This is a genomic window from Bacteroidales bacterium (assembly GCA_014860575.1).
Taxonomy (GTDB): Bacteria; Bacteroidota; Bacteroidia; order Bacteroidales; family JAAYJT01; genus JAAYJT01.
Window position 1 is genome coordinate 26,894 of the sequence record JACZJK010000057.1, and the last position, 24,432, is coordinate 51,325.

Below are 24,432 nucleotides of genomic sequence, written 5' to 3' on the forward strand. Positions count from 1 at the left end.
GTTTAGGTGTTTAGGTGTTTAAGTGTTAAGGTGTTTAGTGGGTTTTGGGGTTTAGAGGTTTAGTAAGTTTCATTCTTCATTCGTAATTCGTAATTCAAAATTCAAAATTCGTAATTTAACAATCGTAAATCATAAATCTAAAATCTTGAATCTTAAAGGGTTCCTCTGCGTTCCTGTTCCCGCTCAATTGATTCAAACAAGGCTTTGAAATTTCCTTTTCCGAATGATTTGGCGCCTTTGCGCTGGATAATTTCATAGAATACGGTCGGGCGGTCCTGGACAGGTTTTGTAAAAATCTGCAAAAGATAGCCTTCATCGTCGCGGTCAATCAAAATGCCGAGTTTACTCAATGAGGACAGTTGCTCGTCAATTTCACCCACACGATCACTAACGGTATCGTAATATGATCCCGGAACGGTAAGGAAATCAACACCACGTTTTTGAAGCTCACTCACAGTAGCAATTATATCATCGGTTGCCATGGCCACATGCTGAACCCCTGGCCCTTTGTAAAAATCAATGTATTCTTCGATCTGGGATTTCTTGCGGCCTTCGGCAGGTTCGTTGATCGGGAATTTGATGCGGCCATTGCCATTGCTCATCACCTTGCTCATCAATGCGGTGTATTCGGTGCTGATGTCTTTATCGTCGAAGGAAACAAGTTGTGAGAAACCCATCACCTTGGCATAAAAATCAACCCATTTATTCATTTCACCCCAACCTACATTGCCTACCATGTGGTCAACATATTGCAGGCCAACATCAGCGGGCTTATAATTTGGGTTCCAGGCAATATACCCTGGCAAAAAGATTCCTTTGTAATTTTTGCGTTCAACAAAAACATGAACCGTTTCGCCGTAGGTTTTTATGCCGGAAACAATAACTTCACCCTGCTCATCTTTCTGAACCGCTGGTTCCATGTACGATACAGCGCCACGGCTCGTAGTTTCATGGTATGATTTTGTTGCATCATCAACCCATAACGCTACTACTTTCACACCATCGCCATGAAGTTTTACATGATCACTGATGGGCGATTTCGGATCAAGCGCTGATGTTAACACAAATCGGATCTTTCCCTGTTGCAGAACGAAGGAAGTGCGGTCTTTCAACCCGGTTTCCAATCCGGCATAAGCCAAGGGTTGAAAGCCAAAAGCTGTTTGATAAAAGTGAGCTGCCTGTTTAGCATTGCCCACATAAAATTCAACATAATCAGTACCATTGATAGGGAGGAAGTCTTTTTGATCAGCCATTTGTATTTTCGATTTTGGATTTACGATTTACGATTTTGTGAAGCGGTGATGCAGTGATACTGTAATACAGTAGTGGAGTGATGGAGTAATGGAGTAATGGAGTGATGGAGTAATGGAGTGATGGAGTAGTGAATGGTTAATTGGTTGATTGGTTGAATAGTTACTTGGTTAATTGGTAATTCGTTGATTCGTTGAGCTTTGAATTTTCAATTTGGAACTTGGGGCTTGGGGCTTTGAACTTTGAACATTTGAACTTTGAACTTTGAACTTTCTATTCCAGCCACGACAAAAAGTACTCCTTCTCCTCAATCTCCATGGCCTGTTTTGTGATTTTCAGCGGGCGGAAGGTATCAACCATCAGCGCGAGTTCTTTGGTTTCTTTTGCACCCAGGCTTTTCTCAACGGTTCCGGGATGCGGCCCGTGTGGGATGCCCATAGGATGCAAAGTGATCTGTCCACGGGTTACATGCTTGCGGCTCATAAAATCGCCATCCACATAATACAACACCTCATCAGAATCAATATTGCTGTGATTGTATGGAACCGGGATACCGAGTGGATGATAATCGTAGAGACGGGGAACAAAGTTGCAGACTACAAAAGTTTTGGTTTCAAAAACCTGGTGAACCGGAGGCGGCTGATGCACCCGCCCCGTGATGGGTTCAAAATCATGAACTGAAAGTGCATAAGGAAACAAATATCCATCCCAGCCAATCACATCAAACGGATGCGATTCAAGGTGATAGGGAAAAATCATATCCTGCTTTTTTATAAGCACCTTGAAATCGCCTTTCTGGTCGAAAGTTTCAAGATTCTGTGGTTTACGAATGTCGCGTTCGCAGAAAGGCGAATGCTCAAGCAATTGTCTGTTGTGGTTCAGATAACGTTTAGGAAATCTTAAAGGACTGAAAGATTCAACAATAAATAAGCGGTTGTTTTCATCTTTGAACTCTAACTGGTAAATGGTTCCTCGGGGGATCACGATTTGGTCGCCATAAGCAAACGGGATTTGGCCATACATACTTTTCAGAACGCCTTCGCCTTCATGAATGAATATAATCTCGTCGGCCATTGAGTTCTTAAAGAAATAGTTGTCGGTGCCGCTTACAGGCGCCGCCAGCGAAAGATAAACATCGTTGTTTACCAACACTGGAACACGGCTTTGCAGGTAATCACCGCCAGGCTTTACATTAAACCCTTGGTAACTACGGTGTTGCATATTCTTTTCAATCGCAATTTCAGGTGCAACTGAATAAGGCTCATCAATTCCAATAACCCTGGTAGGCTCATAAACATGATAAGTCAGTGAGCATACATCGGAGAATCCTTCGGTAGAAACAAGTTGCTCAGAATAAAGCCCTCCATCGGGTTTGCGAAACTGGGTATGCCGCTTACGGGGTATTTGTCCGAGGGTGTGATAATGAGGCATAATCAATATGATTGTTTGTTAAACAAACACAAATATACGCCTATTGTTTAAGTTTCCGGCCATTTTGTGATGCAGTTATACTGTAGTGTTGTGATGCAGTGGGTGAATGGTTATTTGGTTGATTAGTCAAATGGTCAAATGGTTGATTGATTTGGACAAATGGAGTGATGGAGTGATGGAGTAATGGAATTGCTAATTCAAAATTCCAGATTTAAGATTCGAAATCCAATTGACATCTATTTTGAATTTGAATGGAATTTGGATTTTGGGCTTTGATTTTTTGGCTTTGGACTTTGATTTATTGGAGTAATGGAATTGCTAATTCAAAATCCGAGATTTAATTCCACCGGTTTGAATAATATTTTATTTTTGCATCAACCCATTCACTAATACCAGAAACAACATGCAAAATCAACTGATTAGAATCAAAGTCAGCAAAAACTTAAAAGGACTTCGCAATGCCTTTACTGTTTGCATTGCCTCTCTCATGCTTATCGTTGCTGCTCAAATTGTGTCAGCACAGGAAGTGTACCGGATACTCCTGCCCGACCCAATTCCATCAGTTTACTTGGGTATTGCTTCCGGAATAAACAATTACAGCGGATTAATAGGAATCGCAATAGAAGCGCCGATAAGCCCGCCAATTTCTTTGTTCGGCCAGGCTGGGATAGGAACATGGGGAACCAAAATCGGAGGTGGATTCAGGTATTATCAAAATCCTGACCTTTACGGATCGGCATGGTCAATTGGCTATGCAAGTGCATCGGGTCTCACTGATTTTGAGGTCGAAATGGAAGTTGAGAACCCCAAAAGAAATGAAATGGTGCTGCTTGATCTGGAAAAAGTTAGCACTTTAAATCTCGACTATTCCTACAATATCAGGATCGGAACCAAAAGCAAAATCAGCCTGCACCTTGGTTATGCGTATCCACTCAACAAAGGCGACAATTATAAACTAAAAACCTCGGGGGTTCAACTCAGCACAACCTCAAAACAATCGTTGAAACTGATTCAACCCGGAGGATTGTTAGTGGGGCTGGCTCTCATGCTGGGTATTTAATCCTGAACTTTATCAGCAATCACTTTTTCCCCCTTCATCCAGACGGATAACCGGCGTTGCATTGAAAGCGTGATCTGATACATGCTTGGCACAATCACCAGGGTGAGAAATGTTGCAACTGTAAGTCCAAAAATAACGGTCCAGGCCATTGGGCTCCAAAAAGCTGCGTTGTCGCCGCCAAAATAAATCTGTGGGTCCAGCTCGGTCATAAGTGTAACAAAATCAATATTCAGCCCGATCGCTAGTGGGAAAAGGCCAAGCACCGTTGTAATGGCAGTAAGTATCACCGGCCTGAAACGTGTTTCCCCTGCCAGCCTGATCAGTTCTGTAGAAGTAGCGTCGTCAAGATAAAGATTATCAGGAATGTCGTTATCTGATTTGCGCAGGTCGTGGAGATAGTCGGTGTAATCAATTAATACGATGGCATTGTTTACAACAACACCGGCCAGGCTTATAATACCAATGCCGGTCATGATAACCACAAACTCCATATTGAAAAGGCCCAGCCCGAAAAATACACCGGCAGTGCTGAAAATTACGCTGCCAATAATAATGAAAGGCTTCACAATAGAATTAAACTGCGTAACCAGTATCAAACTGATCAACGAAACTGCTATAAGCAATGCCACCATAAGGAATGCCATTGATTCGGCCTGCTCCTGCTGCTCGCCGGTAAAGGCATAAGCGTATCCATCGGGCATGGTTGTGTCCTGCAACAAGTCTTTTATTTGCTGGTTCACACTTGTAGCATTGTAGCCGGGCAAAACATTTGAAGTCAAGGTTATAACCCTGTCCATATTGATTCGGTTTACTGAACCATAGGTTTTGCTGTACTCAACAGTTGCCACAGCCGATATAGGAATCTGCATAATCTGGCCGCTGCTTTGGCTTCGGAAAGTAATACGTTGATTTATCAGGCTGGCCATGTTATTCCTGTATTCTTTGTCGAGTCTGAGCTGGATCGGAAACTCATCTTCCCCGATTTTAAAGTTTGATATTTCGTTGCCGAACAAGGCGGTACGTATTGTGTTTGCGATCAGATAAGTTGAAATACCATAACGTCTTGCCCTGTCGCGGTCAATATGAACGATGATCTCGGGTTTGTCCACATCAAGATTCTTGGCGAGGCTTTCAATGCCCTGTATTCCCGAACCCTCAATGCGTTGCTGGATCCTATCGGTGATTGTAAGCAACTGATCGAAATTTCTGCCACTGATTTCAAGGTTTATTGCTTTCCCCGAAGGCGGTCCTGTTGCGTCTTTTTCAATATTGAATTCTACACCCGGATATTTTCCGAGCAATGCTTCGCTGATTTCAGCCTGTATATCGGATGTATTGATTCCCTGCCTGCTTTCAAATTCCACAAATGTAACTGTGATCCGGCCACGGTTCGGAGTATCGCCCGCACCGCCTTCAAATTCGCCAACGGCACCTTGCCCAACTGTAGTTAGAACCGATTTCACGATATGACGATAAGGCTTGATTATTCCTTCAACATCCTGCTCAATTTGAATGATCCGATTATTGGTTTCATTGATATCGTAACCGATTGGCATTTCGGCAAGGATATTAATGAACTTTGGCTGGCTCTCAGGAAAGAATAACACATTGGGAGTTTTAACAGCAAAAAATACAATTGAAGCGACAAGGAATAGAAAGGTTCCAACAATAAAAAAATATGGATTTCTGCCTCTCAATGCAAAATTAAGAGTCCGGGAATAAAGCCTTTCATTATAAGGCAATGCTTTTATCTGGAACCAAAGAGCAATTTTATTGAACACAAAATATCCTAAAAATATTAAAATGGCAATTAGCAGGATGACATTGGCAAGTAAAGTCATTGAGGCCAGATGCAACAAAATACCAAGCAGTACCAGGATGCCAACCAGGATCAAACGTCTGACCCGTAATTTTCTGTGATTCTGCTTGCGGGATGCATCAGCTTCTGTTTGTTTTTTGTCCTTGAAAAATGCTTCTGCGAACACAGGGATAATCACCAGGGCTACAAAAAGTGAAGAGGAAAGCACGATGATCAGGGTAACAGGAAGAAATTTCATAAACTCACCAACAATGCCTTGCCAGAAAGCCAATGGCAGAAATGCTGCCAGGGTGGTTGCTGTTGAAGTGATGATGGGCAATGCTATTTCACCTATGCCAAGTTTTGCTGCTTCAAAAACGCTATAGCCCCTTTCAATGTAACGGAAAATATTGTCAACGGCCACAATGCCGTTATCTACCAGTAATCCCAAAGCCAGGATCAAGGAAAAGAGTACGATCATATTGATCTGGATGCCTATGATCCCGAAAACAACAAACGAGACCAGCATTGAAAGCGGTATAGCGATTCCAACGAATAGCGCATTCTTCAATCCAAGGAAAAAGTAGAGTACCAGTATCACAAGGATGACAGCCATGATCACACTATTTTCGAGGTTTGTGATCTGGTTGCGGATTTCTTCCGATTGATCGTTAGTAATTGTAATATTCAAATCAGCAGGAAGGTTTCCACCATCCTTTGATTCCTGGATGACCCTGAAAATTTTATCGGTTGCAGATAACAGGTTCTGACCCGATTTTTTAACAACCTGCAACGAAACAACCGGTTGATCGTCGAGACGGGCAAAACTGACGGGATCAGCATAAGTATCTTCCACGCTTGCAACATCGCGCAGGTATACGATGGCTTCATTCTCATGCTTGATGATAATATCGCCAATATCCCTGACATCCGTATACTCTCCAATGGTTCTGACAGCCCAGCGTGTATTGTCATCAAATAATACAGAACCTCCAGAAATAGAAACATTTTCCTGCGTGATAGCATTCTCAATATCGGTGAAGCTAAGTTCGTTGGCATCAAGCAGCAATGGGTTCACATTAATCTGAATCTCTCTTTCGGGTATGCCGGTAATTTCAACTTTCGAAATCTCGGTAATATTTTCTATTTCATCCTGCAGATAATCAGCATAGCGCTTGAGATCGTTTATACCATAATTGCCGGAGAGGTTGATGTTAATGATTGGAAATTCCGAAAAATCAATATCCAATACAATAGGGTCGGTTGGCAGATCAATAGGAAGGTCGCCTTTTACCCGGTCAACCGCATCCTTCACATCCTGTAGTGCTGCCTTGATTTCAACATCGGTTTGAAATTCCACGATAATATCAGAATTATCTTGTGTTGATGTAGAGCTGAGTTTCTTAATACCGGTGATGGTATTGATCTCGTTTTCAAGAGGCCTGGTGATCAGGTTTTCCATATCCACTGGCGGGTTGCCCGGATAAATTGTTTTCACCAAAATTGTAGGGATCACTATTTCAGGAAACAACTCCTTGGGAAGCGACCGGTATGAAATGATCCCGAAAATAGCGAATATAAAGACCAAAAGAAAAACGGTATTTTTGTTCTTCAGCGCTAAGGTTGTTAACTTAAATTCGCGGACTTGTTTCATTGCAGATTAGTGTTGAAGTTAGTTTGGGGTTCGAACCCATAAGCATGTTGGCAAGGTTCGAAGTTCGTAGTTTAAGGTTCAAAGTCTTGAATTTGCTAAATGTGATTTATTCAATACTGATCAGGGTTCCGTCGCCAACCTGGTTATGCCCGCGCTGTATGACCCGGGTGCCCGGTTCCAAACCAGATTTGATCATTGTTAGCCCTTCACTTTCAAGACCTCTTTCGATATATTTTTTTCGGGCGTTCAAATCGCCATTATCTGCCTGTTGCGCGATATATACAAAGTGACCCTGCACATCCTGTTTGATCAGTATTGAAGGTAGTACCAGTGTGGAGTCGGAGGTAAAAGTCTGGATGTTTACGCTGGCAACCATATTGGGTTTAAACTTTTCGCCAGGATTATCAATGCGCAATTGAAGCTGGAAAGTTCTGTTTTCAGGATTGATAACATTACCAAGGCGATGGATCGGTACCTTCGCTTCAAAATCAGGGAAAGTTGGAAATCGCAGAATCACATCGGCTTTAGTATTAATCATCGGGAGAAAAGATTCAGCGATATCAGCGTTTATGTAAACACGTCCAAGATTAATGATCTGCATGACCGGAACTCCAGGAATGGCAAGTTCACCCTCCTTCAGGAAAATCTCATCAACAATGCCATTGAAAGGAGCTCGCATCACTGCCATATCCAATTGCGATTCCAGCGTTTTCTGACGCGTTTGCATTGCGTCGTAGTTGTTTTTTGCTTCAAGGTATTGTATCTCGCTGCCAATTTCCTGATCCCACAAACCTTTTTGCCGTTCATAAACTGTTTTTGCAAGTTGCAGGCTTGTTTTTATTTCTTCGATACTGTTTTCGATCACTGATGTATTCAGCTTTGCAACCACCTGACCGGCGCTTACACGCTGTCCTTTGGTAACAGCAATCTGGGTCAGTTGCCCACTGATCTCGGGACTTATAATTGCTTCCTGAACAGCTTCAACGGCGGCGTTCACACGAAAAAAGTGATTGAAAGATTGCGGCTGCAGTTCCATCACCTCCACCGCGGTGAGAGAACGGTTTGCAGGCTGCTCTCCCATGGCCTCAAGTTGCCGTTCAAGTTCGTTGACTTTCATTGTTGATTCCATTATTTGCTTCTGGTGTTCAGCAATCTCGTTGCGGATGGCGTCGGCATCCGATTCCGGTGCATTGTTGCTGCAGGAAGCCAGAAACATTAAACCCGCCACCGGGATTATTAGTGCAAGTCTGCTAAGAAGAGGTTTGCCTGGCAGCATAAACATTTTACGATTTATAAGATGATAGTTACGGTTCATTGTATCTGAGATATTATTGAAAAGACGTTAATTATTATTGTCGCTTAGCTTTAGAAGTATAATTTGTAAAACCTAGATACCCCTGGCTTTCTGAATATTGTTTCTGGCATTGAGAAGTTCGAAAATGGAATTGAGAAAGTTAGCCTGCGTCATAAGGAACTGATCGTTTGCCTGTGTGAGCTCCAAGCTGCTCGCAAGTCCTTCGCGGTGCATAATTGTAGTTCGTTGCAATATTCTTTGCGCAAGTGAGAGGTTCTCTTTTTCATTTCCATATTTTTCCTGAGCAGTCTCAAAATCAGCCCGGGCCTGCTGCATCTGAAGTTTCAACATTTGCGCGGTTTCAGCGGTGGCCAACTCTGATTTTTCAAGTTTCAGCTTTGCCTGCTGAATCCTTGAGGAACGATTGCCGCTTGAGAAGATTGGGATATCCAGGTTTACAGCAAGAAAGGATGTCGGAAACCAGGGTTCATTGGTTTTGAAAAAATTAAATTCGTTGCGCATGGCCATTTGCTGGTAAGTGTATGAAGCCGATAAGCGTGGAAGCATAAATGATTGCTCACGCCTCATGCTCATAAAATCCATTGTTTGTTGCGAACGCATAATCTGCAGGTCAATATGGTTATCAATTTCAAATTGGGCAACGCTTTCAGCTTCAAGCGCTATGGACTCAAAAAGTCCTTCAAGCGAATCGGTAAGTTCAATGGGCAATGAAATATCAAAGCCGAGTTGAAATTTCAGCAAGTTCAGGGTAACCGTATTTTGCCGCTCAAGGTTGGCAATGGTATTTTTCATATTGGCAACGGCAAGTTTCAACTGATCTACATTGATTGGGTCAGTAAACCCTGCTTTGAAGATTTGTTCAGTTTCGGTGAGTGTTTGCTGCATATTACCAAGGTTTTGTTGCACAATTTCCAGATTCTCGCGGGATAGCAGCACAAGAAGATACGATTCAGTGACTGTGCTCCGGATCTCAATTTCAGAACGCTTGAGGTTTTGATTGGCAAGTTCTTTGAAAATACGGGCAGCACGCAAGCCAACAATGTACGAACCATCAAACAATAACTGGCTAAGCGTTGCAGATGCATTCAAGTTTTGCTCAATGCCAAACTGTATTTCGGCAAATTCTCCGGGTTCGCCACCGAAAAACTCAGCAGGCACAAGCGAGGTTGGAATGTTGAAATAATATTGGTAGCCTACGCTTGCATCAAGCTGCGGCAAACCGGTGGAGGTAATTTCCCAAATCTGCTTTTCGGCAATCTCAAGATCGGCCATAGCTGTTTTGATCTTTATGCTGTGCTCCAATGCATATTCTTTTGCCTGCTCAAGCGACAATTTCATTGCATTTTCCTCATTGTTTTCATTGAGTGTACTTGCGGCAATCCAATAAGGAAAAGCAACGTAAATTCCTATCAACAAAAGCCAACGCCAGGATTCAGACCTGAATAAAATATAATCTAGTTTAGGTTTAATTATCTGATTCATTGCAATCTTAGATTTTCGATTTCATTACCGGCCAAGAGTTCTTCGAGGTATTTGCGGCCATTTTCATTGGCGATGCCCCTTACATGATATTGAAAGAGAGTAAGAAACACTTCATGATAAGAGAATTTTTCCAATTCCGGAAATCCACCAGGTGAGTATAGTTCCATACGTGACACAAAAACAAAGGCGAGAATATCGTAGTTGAGATCCTTACGGTATAAGCCCTCTGCAATTCCTTTGCGTATGTTGGCCATGATATGCTCCAGAATTGTTTTGCTTTTAAACTGTACTAGATTGTTCCAAACAGGTGGATAGTATTTTCTAAGGTCGTATGCGAACGATGGGTTAACTGACTTTAAGTGTTCGGAAATATAACGGCTCATCTGCAAAAGTTCGTCAATAGCATTGATAGCATTATTGTTGTTTATGGCAGCAATGCAATCCTGCTGATCATGGATCATGAACTCAACTACATTGCGAACTACTTCCTCTTTATCAGTAAAATATTGGTAAAGTGTCTTTTTTGAAACACCCAATTCACGGGCGAGATCGTCCATTGTAACACTCCTGATCCCGTACCTGGCGTAAATATCTCTGATTTTAGGAATTACTTCTTCCATGTATTGTTACCTATTCTATGCTTCTTATTCCTGATCCTTGATTCATGGAAAAAAGGAACTGAGAAAACTTTTGGTGAGTAGAAAGTTTACCAAGTAACACATGAAAGCCCGTAAATGTTTTAGCCATTTTGAACGAATTATTCGCGCTCCATGAGGAAAGGCAAATACCCACGTTAAATAATAGTCGTAAAAAGCTGGATTATCAGGCACTTAAAAGAAAGGTTCAGCAATGATATTTATATCTTAAATGTCCTGAAAAGCTTGAAGGCACTACTTTATGCTTGCCACATCAATTCCGGCTGGTATACCTTCCGGAAACCTTGCAAACATTTTGAGGGATTCAAGGCTAATTTCGTTGGCGCGGTATCTATAAGCATTTCTCCCTTCGCTGTAAATGATGGTTGTGGCAATCAGGTTTACCGGAAATGATATAGCTAAAAACCAGCCATGACTTATTGTTACCAATGAGTATAGCGGAATAGCCCAACCATAGTTTTTTGGCTGGGCATAATACAAGCTATATCGCTTTATACCAGAAACTGGCATCGAGGTACAGTTGCGTGTAGATTTTTCCAATACTATAATGCTATCATTACCAATTGCTATGAGCTCTCCTTGAAGGTTCGGGCCATCCTGCATTGAAAGGCTGATGTATGAACCATATTCATTCACACCCAGTTGATCAGGCGAAGGCAAATATTTGGGCAAGCCGATGCTGCAGCCGCTGAGCACAAACACAAGCAAGGCTAATAATCCGGTTTTATTCTTCATGGTAAGAAAAGGTTTTGGTGTCAATTCTTGAATTCCAGAATGCCTGCTCCATGGAGCTTTCATATATCTTGAAATCACGAGCCTCGGCCTTCAGAAATGATTCGGGCGCATAAACCATTTGTGCAAGTTTTGTCAGGTCTTTATCCTTGAGCCAATGTTCACGCATCCATTCCAGGTAATATCCTTTTGAATAAAGAAACAGCTCATAGTCAGCATTTTCTTGCGGAAGTGTAAAATTAAACTTGTATTCATCGCCTGGCATTGAAATCAAATAGCTTTCCGGATCAGATATTTTTTTCAGCGCTTGGGGATTAGGTTCCCCTTTTGACAATATATTATCGGGTTTGATCTCAATGGGTTCAACCTGCCTGATGATATTCGTTAATGCGATGTAATCAAGGCGCCACAAGCCTTTGTTAAGTATGAGTTTGATCCTGACCCCGGCATCTGAGTCAAGCCTGCCGACAGGAATAAACTGTTTATTAATGGCAATGGGCCCGGTTTCATAAAATGAATCTTGAAACTGCCAATCATTAAAACGTTCATTCCACATAAACACATCAATTCCACCCATCAGCTTGCTCGTTGCATCAAATTTTTCGCGCATATCCGGGTCTGTTTCAAGCATTGCAAACATATCGCTCACTTCATCGCCCATATAACCCATGGCGCTGTAAAAAAGATAAGTTGTCATAAGGGCTTGCCTGAAATTCAATACAAGCCCAAGATTATCAATATTATCAATACTGCCAAAATCAAAATAGATTTCCTCTTTGCTATTCAGATTGTTTGGGTCAGAAAGAGAGAATCGCTCGATATTATCATCATGGTTTATGAGCGGTGTGATATCTCCTTCTTCAGCACTTGCTTTTTTTACCCTATAGAGGTTCTCACATAAATAGAAATCATTCACAGGCGACTGATACACACGTTCATGTTCATAGCGTGGATAAGCAAGTAACTTTACTTCATTCACACAATGGGTTTCCAGGGCTTCATTCTTCATTGTAAGAGAAAATGTATTGCCCGTAAGCGGTTTATTATTCAAGGCGTCAATATCAAAATACTCCATTGATGGAGAGATAGCATTTGTAAACCCTTCTGCATCGGCATAATGAAAATTATCATGCTCATTCATGTAAAAAGTTGGGCAAGAACCAAAACAAGCTTTTGGGTTAATAAGACATAGAACACCTATAATTGCGTCCACTCCGGCCATGATACTTAAAGCCGTTACTCGTCCTGCCTCAGGCTTAACCAATTTGGTATTGGTTTCAAAAATAGCAACACTGTCAATTGGAATCGAAAGCTCGCCTTCAAATACACTGTTTCGGTTAAAATCAAACATTTGTCCGGAACCACTTACCTGGTTTTGCACGGTATCAATGTTCCAGGTATCTGAAAGGATGCAAATGTCGCCGTTTTTCAGATGTGCCTTCAGGAATGGCCTGGTCTGCAAATTGGCAGTTTCGTGAATCAAACTGTTGGTTTCCTTATAGGTTGAACGAAATTGATAGGTTGCGCAGGACTGAATTGAAAGTATCACTACAACCAGAACTGTAAACAAAAGGAGGAAAAGTTTTTTTGTCATTTCTGTGATATTATTTGACTTAAAATCTTATTATAAAAACCTGCATATTGTCCACAACAAAAGTAGGGTATAATGGTTCATTAAACATAAGATATCGCAATTCTATCAAACATGTTAAAGAGCAGGCCATTAACCTTGCTCCGTTCAGGTAGAAAGCTTTTTGAGTTTCTCAATTGAAAGCAAAACAATCTCATTATTAGCCGGAAGTTCAAAGTCGGGTTCAAACCTGTGATCAGCCACAGCGGAGATGGCATCTTTAATTGCAAGCCAAACAGAAAATGCAAGCATTAAAGGCGGTTCACCAACAGCCTTGCTCTTCTTAATCACCGAAGGGTTTGGAGCATCTTTAAGCAACTCAATATTAAATATTTCGGGCATATCGCCTATTGAGGGAATTTTATAAGTATCGGGCGAATGATTGAGTAGATGGCCATCTTTGTTCCACTTCACCACTTCTGTGGTACACCATCCCACGCCCTGTATAAAACCGCCGGTAACCTGTCCCAGGTCAATGCCTTCGTTGATGGAATCACCAACATCGTGCAGAATATCGGTTCTCAATAATTTAACACCGCCTGTAAGTACATCCACCTGTACTTCAGATACAGCCATTCCATATGCGAAATAATGAAATGGAACACCTTTGCCTTTTTCACGGTCGAAAAAGATATCGGGTGTACGGTAGTAGCCGGTTGTGCTCAGGCTGATCTGATCCAAATGTGCCTGTTGAACAAGCTTTTCAAAAGGCAGCCTGCGATCTGGAAATGCCTGGTCAGCAACATATCCTTCTTTGTACACCAGTTCTTCCGGTTCAGAACCAAATTGATTGGAAAGCATCTTCTTAGCGCATGGTTCGAGCCTTTTTTTCAAAATATCTATAGCATTTTTCACAGCCATACCGTTCAGATCGGTACCGGAAGATGCCGCCGTTGGAGATGTGTTCGGAACTTTGGAAGTATTGGTTGCATTCACTTTTATCTTTTCAGGTGGCAAACCAAATTCAGATGCTGCAATCTGCCAGATTTTGGTATGCAGCCCCTGCCCCATTTCAGTTCCACCATGGTTCACCAACACGGTTCCATCTTTATATATCATCACCAGGGCGCCAGCCTGGTTCAGAAATGAGGTAGTGAATGAAATACCGAATTTCACGGGGGTAAGTGCGAGGCCTTTTTTAATGAATTCATTTTCCCGGTTAAATTCATTGATCTTCCGGCGCCGCTCAAAATAATCAGATGAAATGACAAGCCTGTCCCACAACATATAAAGACGGTTGTTTGGCACCGGTTGATTGTAATGAGTTGTGTTTCGATCCGTCATTCCATAAAAATTCCTGAACCTGATTTCAGCAGCATCTTTATTCAGATATCGTGCGATCCGATCAATGGCGTTCTCAATAACGGCCATTCCCTGCGGCCCGCCAAAACCACGAAATGCGGTGTTTGAAGGAAGATTAGTTTTCCACATGGTTCCGGTTGTGCGCATATTTGGGATGTAATATGCATTTTCGGCGTGGAATAACGCCCGCTCAAGAATGGCAAGCGAAAGGTCGCGGGCTATACCGGCATCGGCATGCATTTCAACGATGTAGCTTGTAATCAAACCTTCGTCGTCAAACCCTATATTATAATTGCTTTGAAAGCGATGTCGTTTTCCGGTGATTTTCTGATCGTCGTCGCGGAATAGAACCATTTGCACTGGTCTGCGGGTATGGTGTGCCAACAAAGATGCCCAGGCAGCAACGTGGTTTCCCTGGGTTTCTTTTCCTCCGAACCCACCGCCCATGCGCTTCACTTCGCACACCACTTCATTGGCTTGCAAGCCCAAAACTTCTGCAACAACCAATTGGGTTTCTGTTGGGTTTTGCGATGAGGCATGCACAGTCATTTCACGGTTCTCACAAGGAATGCAAACTACTGCCTGGGTTTCGAGATACCAGTGTTCCTGTGCGCCGGTTTTTAATGAACCTGCTAGTACATGTTTTGATTCATTCAATGCCTTTTCGGGATCCCCTGTTTCAATTTTGCGGGATGGAGCCAGCATATTATTTGCAGCGATGGCATCATCAATATTGAGAATGGCGGGAAGCGGCTTGTAGTTAATCTTGATTTTCTTTTCAGCTTCCGCGGCTGCAAGTTCATTTTCGGCGGCGATCAGAAAAACTGCCTGCCCAATACAATTCACTTTGCCTTCGGCCAGGCAAGGCTCATCATGAGCCAAAGGGTTTAGCTCATTCTGGCCAGGAATTCGTTTATAATCCAGGATATCCCACACGCCTTTGACTTTGAGCGCTTCGCTTAAGTCATAATCCAGGATCTCAGCATGCGCATGAGGGCTGTAAACCACCCGGCCAACAAGCATTTCCTCACCCAGGTGAATATCACCGGCATAAACGGCTTCGCCGGTTACATGCTGGATGGCGCTTTCGTGGTGGATTTTTGGATTTTCCATGATATTCTTAATCAAACTAAGTTTTCATGGGGCTAAAGCCCCGGGAATTTCTCTGATATCATTAACCCGGCCTAAAGGCCGGGGCAATATGTCTGACTCACATTACAGCTTTGTTGGAACTGGCTCCTGAATCAACATCTTCATCAACAAATTTTTTGCTGCCATCATCCGGTATTCAGCGCCGGAGCGGGCATCGGAAATGGGTGTGAAATCTTTTTCAATCATTTCTTTTGCAAGGGCTATTGTTTCTTTTGTCCAGGGTTTATTTACAAGAAAAGTTTCAGTGTTTGCAGCTCTTTTAGGTCTGTCAGCCATGCCACCGTATGCCAGAATGATTTCTTCAACCATGTTTCCGGCATTTGTTTTTAATCGCATAGCAATGCTTAGCGTGGAAATATCAAGATCGCGGCGGGTGGATATTTTTTTTGTTTTAAACACAATGCCTGGTTCAACAAAAGGAATGAAAACTCCTTTGATCAGTTCATCTTTTCTCAGACAGTTTTTCCGGTAGCCGAGGATAAATTCTTCCATTTCAACCCAGCGTGATCCGGCTTTGCTCATCAACTCCAGCTTTACCTTAAGCGCTATGAACAATGGAATCAGATCGCCAATGGGTGAAGCTGTTGCCAGGTTTCCGCCAATGGAAGCCACATTCCTGATCTGCCAGGATGCAAAAACTTCGAGCATTGGAAGTAGCTGCGGCAAGTTGGTTCCGGCAAAAGCAAGGAAAGCTTCCAGGCTTACACCGGCGCCCAAATAATAACCATCATTCTGTTTACTTATGGTTCGCAATTCAACAACAGCCGAAACATCCAGAATTTCAGGCAGATACTCATGCATTTTATTCTGGCGGATGGCGGTATCAGTAGCGCCATTCACCACATGGGCTTTAGGGTTCTCAGCCTTGAAAAACAATGCATCTTCCATGTTTGCAGCAAGGAAATAGTTTTGATTTACCGAACGGATTTCAAGACTTTCTCCAGCTTCACGAATCTCATTAATCATTTTGATTACTTCTACTTTGCCTTCATCGAACTGATCGGGTTGGCGGTTCGAACAACATTGAACTGCAGCCTTGTAAATAGGATCGTAACCTGTGCAGCGGCATAAATTGCCTGCCAGCGCCTGGATCACATTATGCCTGCTGATCTCAATATCTGATTTGTAAAGCGCAAACAACGCCATTACAAAGCCGGGTGTGCAAAACCCGCACTGACTTCCGTAATTCTCAACCATGGCAAGCTGCACCGGATGCAGTTTAGTTTCATATCCGTTTCTGATTGCAAGGTTTTCAACGGTAATCAATTGCTTTCCGTGGATTGCTGGCAGAAACAACAAGCAGGAATCAACTGCGCGATAATGCATCTTCCCGTTCACCAACTCGCCCAGCACAACGGTGCAGGCACCGCAATCGCCTTCGGCACAGCCTTCCTTTGTGCCGCGATGGCCGGGCAAGGATCGCAAATAATTGAGAACCGTTGTAGAAGGTAGCAATTTGGTTTCATGAAAATCCAATTCTACGATCTGCCCATCGAACACGAATCTAAAAATGCCGTTCATAACCGTAGCGTATTTTTCACATCAATAAGTTTAGCAACAATGCTTAGGGCAATTTCTGCCGGAGTTTCAGCATAGAAAGAAATACCGATAGGCATGTCCACAAAGTTCAACTGATCTTCGGTCAGGATATTTTCAGTTAACAGGCGTTTACGGGCTTCGGCTACTTTTCGCTTGCTGCCGATCATGCCCAGGTAAGCGAGTTTTTCTTTGGCCAATTTCCCTAGGAGATTCTCGTCGTATTCATGCCTGGGTGTTGTGATCACAACAAAATCACGGGCGCTGAAGTTGATTTTTGCCAAAGATTGAACATAATCATCAACAATGCATTTGGCATAAGCGCTTTCAAATTCCTTGTAAATTTCGGACCTGTGGTCAATAAAGATCACACTGAAACCAAACTCCCTGGCGAACTTTCCTACTTCACGACCAACATGGCCGGCACCGAAAATATAGAGTTTCAGTTCTTCAAAGAAAGGTTCAAAATAAATTTCCATATTGCCCCCGCAATGCATTTGAAGATCGTCTTCGAGCTGATATTTTTTCTTGAAAGGTTTACCTGATTCAAGCGCCAGCAATGTTTCAGCAATAGCCTGCATCTCTATCGAACCACCGCCAATGGTTCCCATGATGCTGCCATCATTGAAAACGATCATGCGGGCGCCTTCTTTTCGTGGTGTTGAACCTTGGGCTTCGGTTACGAGACAGAGGACAAAAGGCTTTCCCTGCCGCTGGAGTTCAGGAAGTTGATAAAGGATATCTTTCATTATTTGAGTATAGGTAATTCTGCAGACAGGCAAAAATAGGTAAAATCAAAGCATAATATCACGCAAAAGCGCTTATTCTGAAGCGAAGGGCAGTAGAGGCGCTTACGTTTAGCCTGTAGTTGAATTCACCTCTTTGAGGAACCTCTTTTTTATTAAATTCCTTCGTAATTTTCCTGGCAGGAAAAGGTTAATCACCAGCAGGAATCTGTTGATTCTTTTGGGTATGATGACTTCTTTCCTGTTCAACATTCCATTGATTGAAACTTTGGCCAATATGTTCGCTTCAATCTTGGTAAGATTACCAAAAAAACCATGTGCTTTTATTCTGGTAAAAGTGCCGGAATTGGTTTCAACTCCATTCGGACAAACCACACTTACCGAAATATTGGATTGCGCAAGTTCACTGGAAAGCGCCTGGCTGAAGCTAAGCACGAAAGCCTTCGAAGCTGCATAAACGGCCTTATATGGTATTGAAAAGTAAGCGGCCATGCTTGCAATATTGAGTATATAGGCTTTGGGGTGGATTTCGAGCAAGGGTATAAACAATTGAGAGAGCAAAGCCATTGCCCTGATATTAACCATGATGCGGGTATCGGTGTAGGCCAATTCAGATGATTTAAACACTCTTGAGCCCGCGAGCCCAGCATTGTTGACCAGCACATTAACCTTGTAATCACTTGCAACACACCATTTATAAACTAACTCTGGACCATCAATCATGGCCAGGTCAACTGCGAACGTGTGAACTAAAACATTGAATTTAGCGGCAATCTCATTGGCAGTTTCTTCGAGCTCCTTACCGGGCAAGGCAACAAGCAACAAATTCATTCCCCTTGAGGCACAATCATGGGCAATGGCTTTGCCTATTCCCATTGAACCTCCTGTGATGAGCGCGTAAACTTCAGGTTTTTCCATTGTTCTTGATCCAATCAATTGTTTTTGTAAGACACTCCTTAAGCGGTGTTTGTGTATAGCCGATTTCACTCATTGCTTTCAGGGAATTCACACGCCAATTATAATTAAATTTTCTCATTAGTCCTTTGGTTATAAACGGTTTAACTCCAGTCAACCTATTTACCAACATTGCCAGATCAGAAGCAAAGTAGATAGGCGACAAAGGAACTTTCAACATTAAACGTCTTTTTCCTGAAATTTCGCCTAATAGTTTAAAAAAATCATTGTAGCTGATGTTTTCTCCACCTAATAAATATTTCTCCCCGGGCTTACCTTTTTCCATTGCCAGTACATGGCCGTTCACAGCATCATCAATAAACACATAATTACCAACACTATTGCCATCGCCAGGAATAATCCTCCACGTGCCGGACATGTATGCGGCAATAAGTTTGGTAACGCTGTTGCTTGGGTTCAGAACACCCGGGCCATAAACACGGGTTGGGTTCACGATTCTGATGTTCAGGCCCGATTTTAAAAACTCAAGTGCCATTTCCTCTGCAATAGCTTTGGTACGTTCGTATTCAATAAAGAAATCTATTTGCCGGATGGATGTTTCTGAGACTTCATTACCATCGAGCGATGGCCCGAATACGCCGGCGGTGGAAGAAATAACAATGTCTTTTATACCGGTTTCCATAGCAGCGTTCAGCACATTCAATGTTCCGGTCACATTGAGTTCGTAAATGCGCGATTCATCTTTGACCCAAACCTTAGTAAAGGCAGCCATATGATAAATCTGCTGGCAGTCTGTCATTGCATTTTTCAAACTATTGTAATCAAGGATATCTCCTTTGAATAAATGAATATCCGGATGTCGTAAAATAATGGCTTTGCTTTCCGAGCGATACAATGCATGTACCTGATGTCCAGAACCCGCAAGCTTTAAACAAAGCTGCGATCCTATAAAACCTGTAGCGCCAGTTACAAAGGTTTTCATTCTTTAATTATTTTCTTAGCACTTTCATTTCAGGATGGACCCTCAGTGAAAACCATTCATTGCTTAAAGCCATCACCACATGCACCACAAAGGCAATCAACAGATTTCCGGTAATCAGGGTGAGATAGCAAAGCAGGATTCCAAGTGGAATAGCGCCCAATGCTTCTGTTTTTCCTTTTGGAATATGCACCAATGAGTATATGGAAGTATTGATTGCGATGGCAGCCACCATGCCCAGCTCACTGTATAAAGCAAAGAGCAAAAACCCGCGAAACATAAATTCATACGCTGCAAGGTACAGTATCCAAGTAATTGCACTGATGAATATTGTGGAAGCGCTCCAAACAGGTATGCGTATCTGCGGATACATAGCAAGGTTTGACTTTTGGGGTGCATTTAAAAAATTCATAGTAATAATTGCAACAGATAGTATTGCAATCCACATCCATGAAAGAAATCCAGCCTGGGTTCCAAACCCAAAGTCCTTTAATCGGAAGTCTGCCATGAAGAATATTGCAATCAAGGGAAGTCCGCCAAATAAAAGAAAGCCAAGTAAGCGGTTAGCCACAACCTGGTCAAAAGATGCATTTCGATAACCAAGCAGGGTTTCAACTCTACGCTTAAATGCTAGCGAACCACTACTGAAATGGTAAATCAGGAATGCGCAGGTAGTGACGGCTACGGCTATGGCTATGGTCATTGGATGAGGTTCTTTCAAAATCGGGGTTGGTTAAGCGCGTTGGTGCAAAAATATGATTTTTAAAACATGACAAAGATGATTTGATATTTAGAAACGGAAATATTAGTGTAATGATTTGTCTTAATTAGCCTTAGAATCTTCTCATTCTCCAATTTTGGTAATCTTTTAATGTATTAATGTTTGTTAGCATACCAAAATCATTAATCTCGATTGTTGACTTTATGAAACGATTCAGAAAAACTTTCAGAATCATGTCATCCGCCTTTTCATTGATTATTTCGTGCACGATCATTTTTCTTATTAGAACCGGATGGCCACCTTTACCACGAAACACTGGGTAAGTGTAATCAGTATTACCAACATGATCAAGTAAGGCAGTAAGCCAATCAACGCTTATATCCGGATTATCAATATTTTGAAGAAAAACAAAATCTTCATTTTGTAAACTCATCAACCCGGTTTTTACTGAAGCAAATCTTCCTCTTTCAGGGTACGCATTCACAACAACCTCAACTTTGCCAGGGAATTGAAACAAGTTTTGTTTAATAATTTTCTCGCCTCGTGGATTAACAACAACAACAATTTTCCCGCACCCAAACTGGTGGTACTGATGAACTATGTGCTCCAGGAAAGAAACTCCAGGCGTGAATTCTAGTGCAAATTTTTCCTGTCCCATTCGTTCAGAAAAACCGGCAGCAAGCAGCAAGACTGAAGTTGTCTTGTTTTTCATACTTTTATGAAATTTGAATTATAATATACCGAACCAAAAAAATAATTTTAGAAATTGCCCTTAATATATTGGATTCTTTCTTTCTATCAGCTAATTATTCACAATCTAATACAAAATATGTTCATTCAGGTTTATCATTGGCAAGCACCTATCTTGCATCAGTGATAAAATTCATTTTAATAAAAATACTGCCCAAAATTTCAGTGATGCTCACAATAGTAAACATAATCATTTTAGTAAATTCAATTTAAGGAGCAGAACCCAAGTTTTCAGTTACATCATAATTGACATTTTTTAGATTAGCTAAATATAAGGTATTGAAGTAAGAAATGTTACATTGAAAGTTTTCGCAGGAGCTAAGGCAAAAATAAAGGAAAAGCAATTATGCTTTAAACTCAATATTATTATCGCATAAAATTTCTTATCTTTGAAGGATAAATCAATCATCCTACTTTCTTCATCAGGTTTACTCAGGAACTCTGCATTCAACTTGCTCGCCTTGGTACAAATAATTGTGATAGTTCATTGCTTATCAACAATTGCCTTAAAAGATGTCTCTGAAGAAATCAAAAAATGGCGAAAAATATCCACTTCTGAGCGGATATCCCTGTAAATCTAACTTTATAGGAGTAGAAGGCATTCAAATTCATTATATTGCAGAAGGTGAGATAGGGTCACCAACCGTTCTGTTACTCCACGGTGTTCCAGGCTGGAGTTACACCTACCGAAATATTATACCGATATGTGTTGCCAGTGGATTGCGAGTAATCGCTCCTGATTTACCAGGTTTTGGGAAATCAGATAAACCTTTGGATAAAAATTTTTACTATCTGGAAAAGCTCGTTACAGTAATTGAGAGCTTCATCCTGAAACTGAATCTGGAAAGAATCTTTTTATTCTCTCATGACTGGGGTGCGATAATCGGTATGATTATAGCCGCTAAGAATCCGGTTTTGTTTTCTGGAATCATAGCTTGCAATGGGTTCCTTCCAATGGCCGGTCAAATGATTCCTTTGTCGTTTCGGCTGTGGCAATGGTTTACGCAATATTCACCATATATCCCGGTTGGAAAAATTATCAACTTTGCTACAAGCAGAGGGCTTTCAAAAGTGGAACAGGCTGGGTATGATTACCCGTTTTCAAATGAAAGAGAAAAAATAGCCATAAGAATTCTTCCGGGACTCATCCGGGAAATCACAAAAGAACCAGGAATACCAGCAATCAATAAATGCTGGAATGAGCTGAAGAAGTTTGATAAACCCTTCTTAACTGTTTTTAGCAACAACGATCCCATCAGCCGGGGTGGCGAAAAAATACTTCAGTCATTGATACCTGGAACCAGAGATCAACCCCATATGGTCCTGAAGGGGAGCCATTTTTTACAGGAAGATGCTCCTACCGAACTGGGATTAATTATCAGAGAATTTGTAAAAAGAAATAAATGATTGCAGGAAGTAAAATAGAAAGCATTGGTGTAAGGCTTCCTGAAAAAAGTGTTGCTACCTCTGATATAATTAACAGGTTAAGAGTATCTAAGCCAATCAGGTTAGAGTTATTGACGGGGATAGCAAAACGAAGAGTTTGCTCCGAAAATGAAGATTCTTTAACTCTTGCTGTTGATGCAGTCCACGATTGCCTGAATCATTCAAAATTTGAAGCAAAGGATATTGAAATGATCATTTGCTGTTCCATTTCAAGGTTCGTTAACGGTTTGAACCATTATTACGAGCCACCGCTTTCCTTGCTTATTAAGCAAAAATCCGGATGCATCAATGCTGTGAGCCTTGACATTTCAAATGCCTGTGCAGGTATGATGACCGGTGCATATATTGCCAATAACTTTATCTCGCGGGGTGTTGTTACTAATTGTCTTGTAGTTAGTGGTGAATTTATTACAAGCATTAGCAATAATGCAGAACAAAGAGTAGATTCACCAAAGCATTTAGAACTGGCCTCACTCACTGTTGGTGATGCCGGTGCAGCAGTTATTTTATCGCAAACTGAAAATATTGAGGATTGCTTTTCGGCCTTTGAAATGGTAACACTAAGCCAATACAGTGATTTGTGCCTTGGTAATCAAAGTACAAGCTTTCCAGGTGCTGTCATGAGAACCTGTATAAAGAAAATTCATGAAGTGTCTATCCTGAATGCACCCCCACTTATTGAAAATGCATTAAAGCTTGCAGGATTAAGGATGAACCAGATTGACTTTTTGATCCCCCATCAAACGGCAAAAGCTTCCATACAGTCGGGGGCAAAACATTTTGCTCAATATTTTGGAGAAGAACCCGGAGAAATCGTTATTAATCTCGATGAAACCGGAAACACAGCCTCAACAACACATTTTACAACGCTTTGCAAGTACCTGAATGAAAACCGGCTTAAGGAGGGTAATAAGATAATGTTGGTGAGTTTTGCATCAGGTCTTGTTATTGGAATTGCGGTTTTCACCATACACGATTTAGTAAAAAAATATGGGAACAATCATTAAATCAGTTGCTTTTCACAGACCCTGCTTTCGAACTGGTATTTTGAAGTTAACTTCCCAGGCAGCGAGCAGGTGTCTAAGCTATGCTGGATTGAGTATGGCAAATGTTGGAATGTTGATAAATACTACCGTTTATACAGAAAACCATCTTGCAGAACCAGCACTCTCTGCACTGATTCTGAATAAATTACAAATATTAAAGGTCAAGAAAAACAACAAATACAGAAATTCAGGAAAGATTTTTTCCTTCGACTTGCATGGTGGTAGTACCGGTGTAATGAGCGCTATGCAAATCATTGATGGATTTATTCAATCAGGGCAAATCGAAAATGGACTGATAATAGCTGGTGATACCAAACCTCGCGCAGGTCATACATTGAATTACAATTATGAAGATAATGCAGGCGCCATACTTCTTTCAAATGATCCGCGGATCAAAGGGTTTGAAAAATTTAAAACTTACACCTATCCAGAATTTGAAAGTAGTGTTATTAGTTCGATCACATGGGGTTCCGGAAAATTCAGGTTTGTAATAAGTCAAAGTGAAAACTACCTCAAAGATTGCCTGAAATGTGTCGAGATTTCACTTCAGCAATTTTTTATGAAGACAAATTCAGGCTGGGATCAAGTTGATTTGATCGTTACCTCACAAAGCCCGCCTGGATTTTCATCATTGCTTATGAAGAAGTTTGATTTAGAAGGCAAAATTCTACCTATAAATGGAAAAAGTGAAATCTTTACTGCCGGTGTAGTTTTTTCTTTGAAAAAGGTTTTTACAAACGGAAAATTCAAAGCAGCAACAAATATCCTGTTTGTAACAGTCAGCTCTGGAATTACGGTATCGCTTTCGTTATACTTAAATCAATGAAAGG

General features: G+C 41.6%; 19 protein-coding genes. 4 read left to right on the forward strand and 15 right to left on the reverse strand.

What is annotated here, in order from left to right; all coding sequences use genetic code 11:
* Nucleotides 1-152: 152 nt before the first annotated feature.
* Both hppD and IH597_15630 read right to left on the reverse strand, forming a co-directional pair.
* The gene (gene hppD, locus IH597_15625) at nt 153-1,253 is read right to left on the reverse strand and encodes a 4-hydroxyphenylpyruvate dioxygenase (protein ID MBE0663886.1); all 1,101 of its coding nucleotides are present in this window, start codon (nt 1,251-1,253) and stop codon (nt 153-155) included.
* 271 nt (nt 1,254-1,524) lie between these two features.
* Nucleotides 1,525-2,682, reverse strand: a complete 1,158-nt coding sequence (locus IH597_15630) for a homogentisate 1,2-dioxygenase (protein ID MBE0663887.1) — start codon at nt 2,680-2,682, stop codon at nt 1,525-1,527.
* Between the two features lie 403 nt (nt 2,683-3,085).
* On the opposite strand from IH597_15630, the gene IH597_15635 reads away from it, so the two are divergent.
* The gene (locus tag IH597_15635; protein ID MBE0663888.1) at nt 3,086-3,742 is read left to right on the forward strand and encodes a hypothetical protein; all 657 of its coding nucleotides are present in this window, start codon (nt 3,086-3,088) and stop codon (nt 3,740-3,742) included.
* Here the strand turns inward: IH597_15635 and IH597_15640 are convergent.
* The 13 genes from IH597_15640 to IH597_15700 all read right to left on the reverse strand — a co-directional run bounded on the left by IH597_15640 (nt 3,739) and on the right by IH597_15700 (nt 21,072).
* Nucleotides 3,739-7,194 (reverse strand): efflux RND transporter permease subunit, encoded by a 3,456-nt coding sequence (locus IH597_15640; GenBank protein MBE0663889.1) that lies wholly within the window; start codon nt 7,192-7,194, stop codon nt 3,739-3,741. The two genes, IH597_15635 and IH597_15640, sit on opposite strands and share 4 nt — an antisense overlap.
* 106 nt (nt 7,195-7,300) lie before the next feature.
* Nucleotides 7,301-8,509: an efflux RND transporter periplasmic adaptor subunit gene (locus tag IH597_15645; GenBank protein ID MBE0663890.1), complete on the reverse strand. Its 1,209-nt coding sequence runs from the start codon at nt 8,507-8,509 to the stop codon at nt 7,301-7,303.
* 72 nt (nt 8,510-8,581) lie between these two features.
* Nucleotides 8,582-9,991, reverse strand: a complete 1,410-nt coding sequence (locus tag IH597_15650; GenBank protein MBE0663891.1) for a TolC family protein — start codon at nt 9,989-9,991, stop codon at nt 8,582-8,584.
* Nucleotides 9,988-10,611, reverse strand: a complete 624-nt coding sequence (locus tag IH597_15655; GenBank protein MBE0663892.1) for a TetR/AcrR family transcriptional regulator — start codon at nt 10,609-10,611, stop codon at nt 9,988-9,990. The genes IH597_15650 and IH597_15655 overlap by 4 nt, the downstream gene beginning before the upstream one ends.
* 270 nt (nt 10,612-10,881) lie before the next feature.
* Entirely contained in the window at nt 10,882-11,382 is a 501-nt protein-coding gene (locus IH597_15660; GenBank protein MBE0663893.1) for a hypothetical protein, read from the reverse strand.
* Nucleotides 11,372-12,973 carry a hypothetical protein gene (locus tag IH597_15665; GenBank protein ID MBE0663894.1) on the reverse strand — a complete coding sequence of 534 codons (1,602 nt, stop codon included), beginning with the start codon at nt 12,971-12,973 and terminating at the stop codon, nt 11,372-11,374. Before IH597_15665 ends, IH597_15660 begins: the two co-directional genes overlap by 11 nt.
* Nucleotides 12,974-13,117: 144 nt before the next feature.
* Entirely contained in the window at nt 13,118-15,424 is a 2,307-nt protein-coding gene (gene xdhB / locus IH597_15670; protein MBE0663895.1) for a xanthine dehydrogenase molybdopterin binding subunit, read from the reverse strand.
* Between the two features lie 102 nt (nt 15,425-15,526).
* Nucleotides 15,527-16,984, reverse strand: a complete 1,458-nt coding sequence (gene xdhA, locus IH597_15675) for a xanthine dehydrogenase small subunit (GenBank protein ID MBE0663896.1) — start codon at nt 16,982-16,984, stop codon at nt 15,527-15,529.
* A complete protein-coding gene (locus IH597_15680; protein MBE0663897.1) occupies nt 16,981-17,748 on the reverse strand; it encodes an XdhC family protein in 768 nt (255 codons plus the stop codon). The genes xdhA and IH597_15680 overlap by 4 nt, the downstream gene beginning before the upstream one ends.
* Nucleotides 17,749-17,856: 108 nt before the next feature.
* Complete coding sequence (locus IH597_15685; protein ID MBE0663898.1) at nt 17,857-18,663, reverse strand: SDR family NAD(P)-dependent oxidoreductase; 807 nt, start codon at nt 18,661-18,663, stop codon at nt 17,857-17,859.
* Nucleotides 18,650-19,642 carry an SDR family oxidoreductase gene (locus IH597_15690; GenBank protein MBE0663899.1) on the reverse strand — a complete coding sequence of 331 codons (993 nt, stop codon included), beginning with the start codon at nt 19,640-19,642 and terminating at the stop codon, nt 18,650-18,652. Before IH597_15690 ends, IH597_15685 begins: the two co-directional genes overlap by 14 nt.
* A 7-nt stretch (nt 19,643-19,649) precedes the next feature.
* Entirely contained in the window at nt 19,650-20,360 is a 711-nt protein-coding gene (locus IH597_15695) for a CPBP family intramembrane metalloprotease (GenBank protein MBE0663900.1), read from the reverse strand.
* 112 nt (nt 20,361-20,472) lie between these two features.
* Entirely contained in the window at nt 20,473-21,072 is a 600-nt protein-coding gene (locus IH597_15700; protein ID MBE0663901.1) for an NTP transferase domain-containing protein, read from the reverse strand.
* A 551-nt stretch (nt 21,073-21,623) separates the two neighbouring features.
* Here IH597_15700 and IH597_15705 point away from each other — a divergent pair.
* The 3 genes from IH597_15705 to IH597_15715 all read left to right on the forward strand — a co-directional run bounded on the left by IH597_15705 (nt 21,624) and on the right by IH597_15715 (nt 24,428).
* Nucleotides 21,624-22,517 carry an alpha/beta fold hydrolase gene (locus IH597_15705; protein MBE0663902.1) on the forward strand — a complete coding sequence of 298 codons (894 nt, stop codon included), beginning with the start codon at nt 21,624-21,626 and terminating at the stop codon, nt 22,515-22,517.
* Nucleotides 22,514-23,563 carry a 3-oxoacyl-ACP synthase gene (locus IH597_15710; protein MBE0663903.1) on the forward strand — a complete coding sequence of 350 codons (1,050 nt, stop codon included), beginning with the start codon at nt 22,514-22,516 and terminating at the stop codon, nt 23,561-23,563. The genes IH597_15705 and IH597_15710 overlap by 4 nt, the downstream gene beginning before the upstream one ends.
* A gap of 88 nt (nt 23,564-23,651) precedes the next feature.
* Nucleotides 23,652-24,428, forward strand: coding sequence for a hypothetical protein (locus IH597_15715; GenBank protein MBE0663904.1), 777 nt, complete (start codon nt 23,652-23,654; stop codon nt 24,426-24,428).
* The last annotated feature ends 4 nt before the right edge of the window (nt 24,429-24,432 follow it).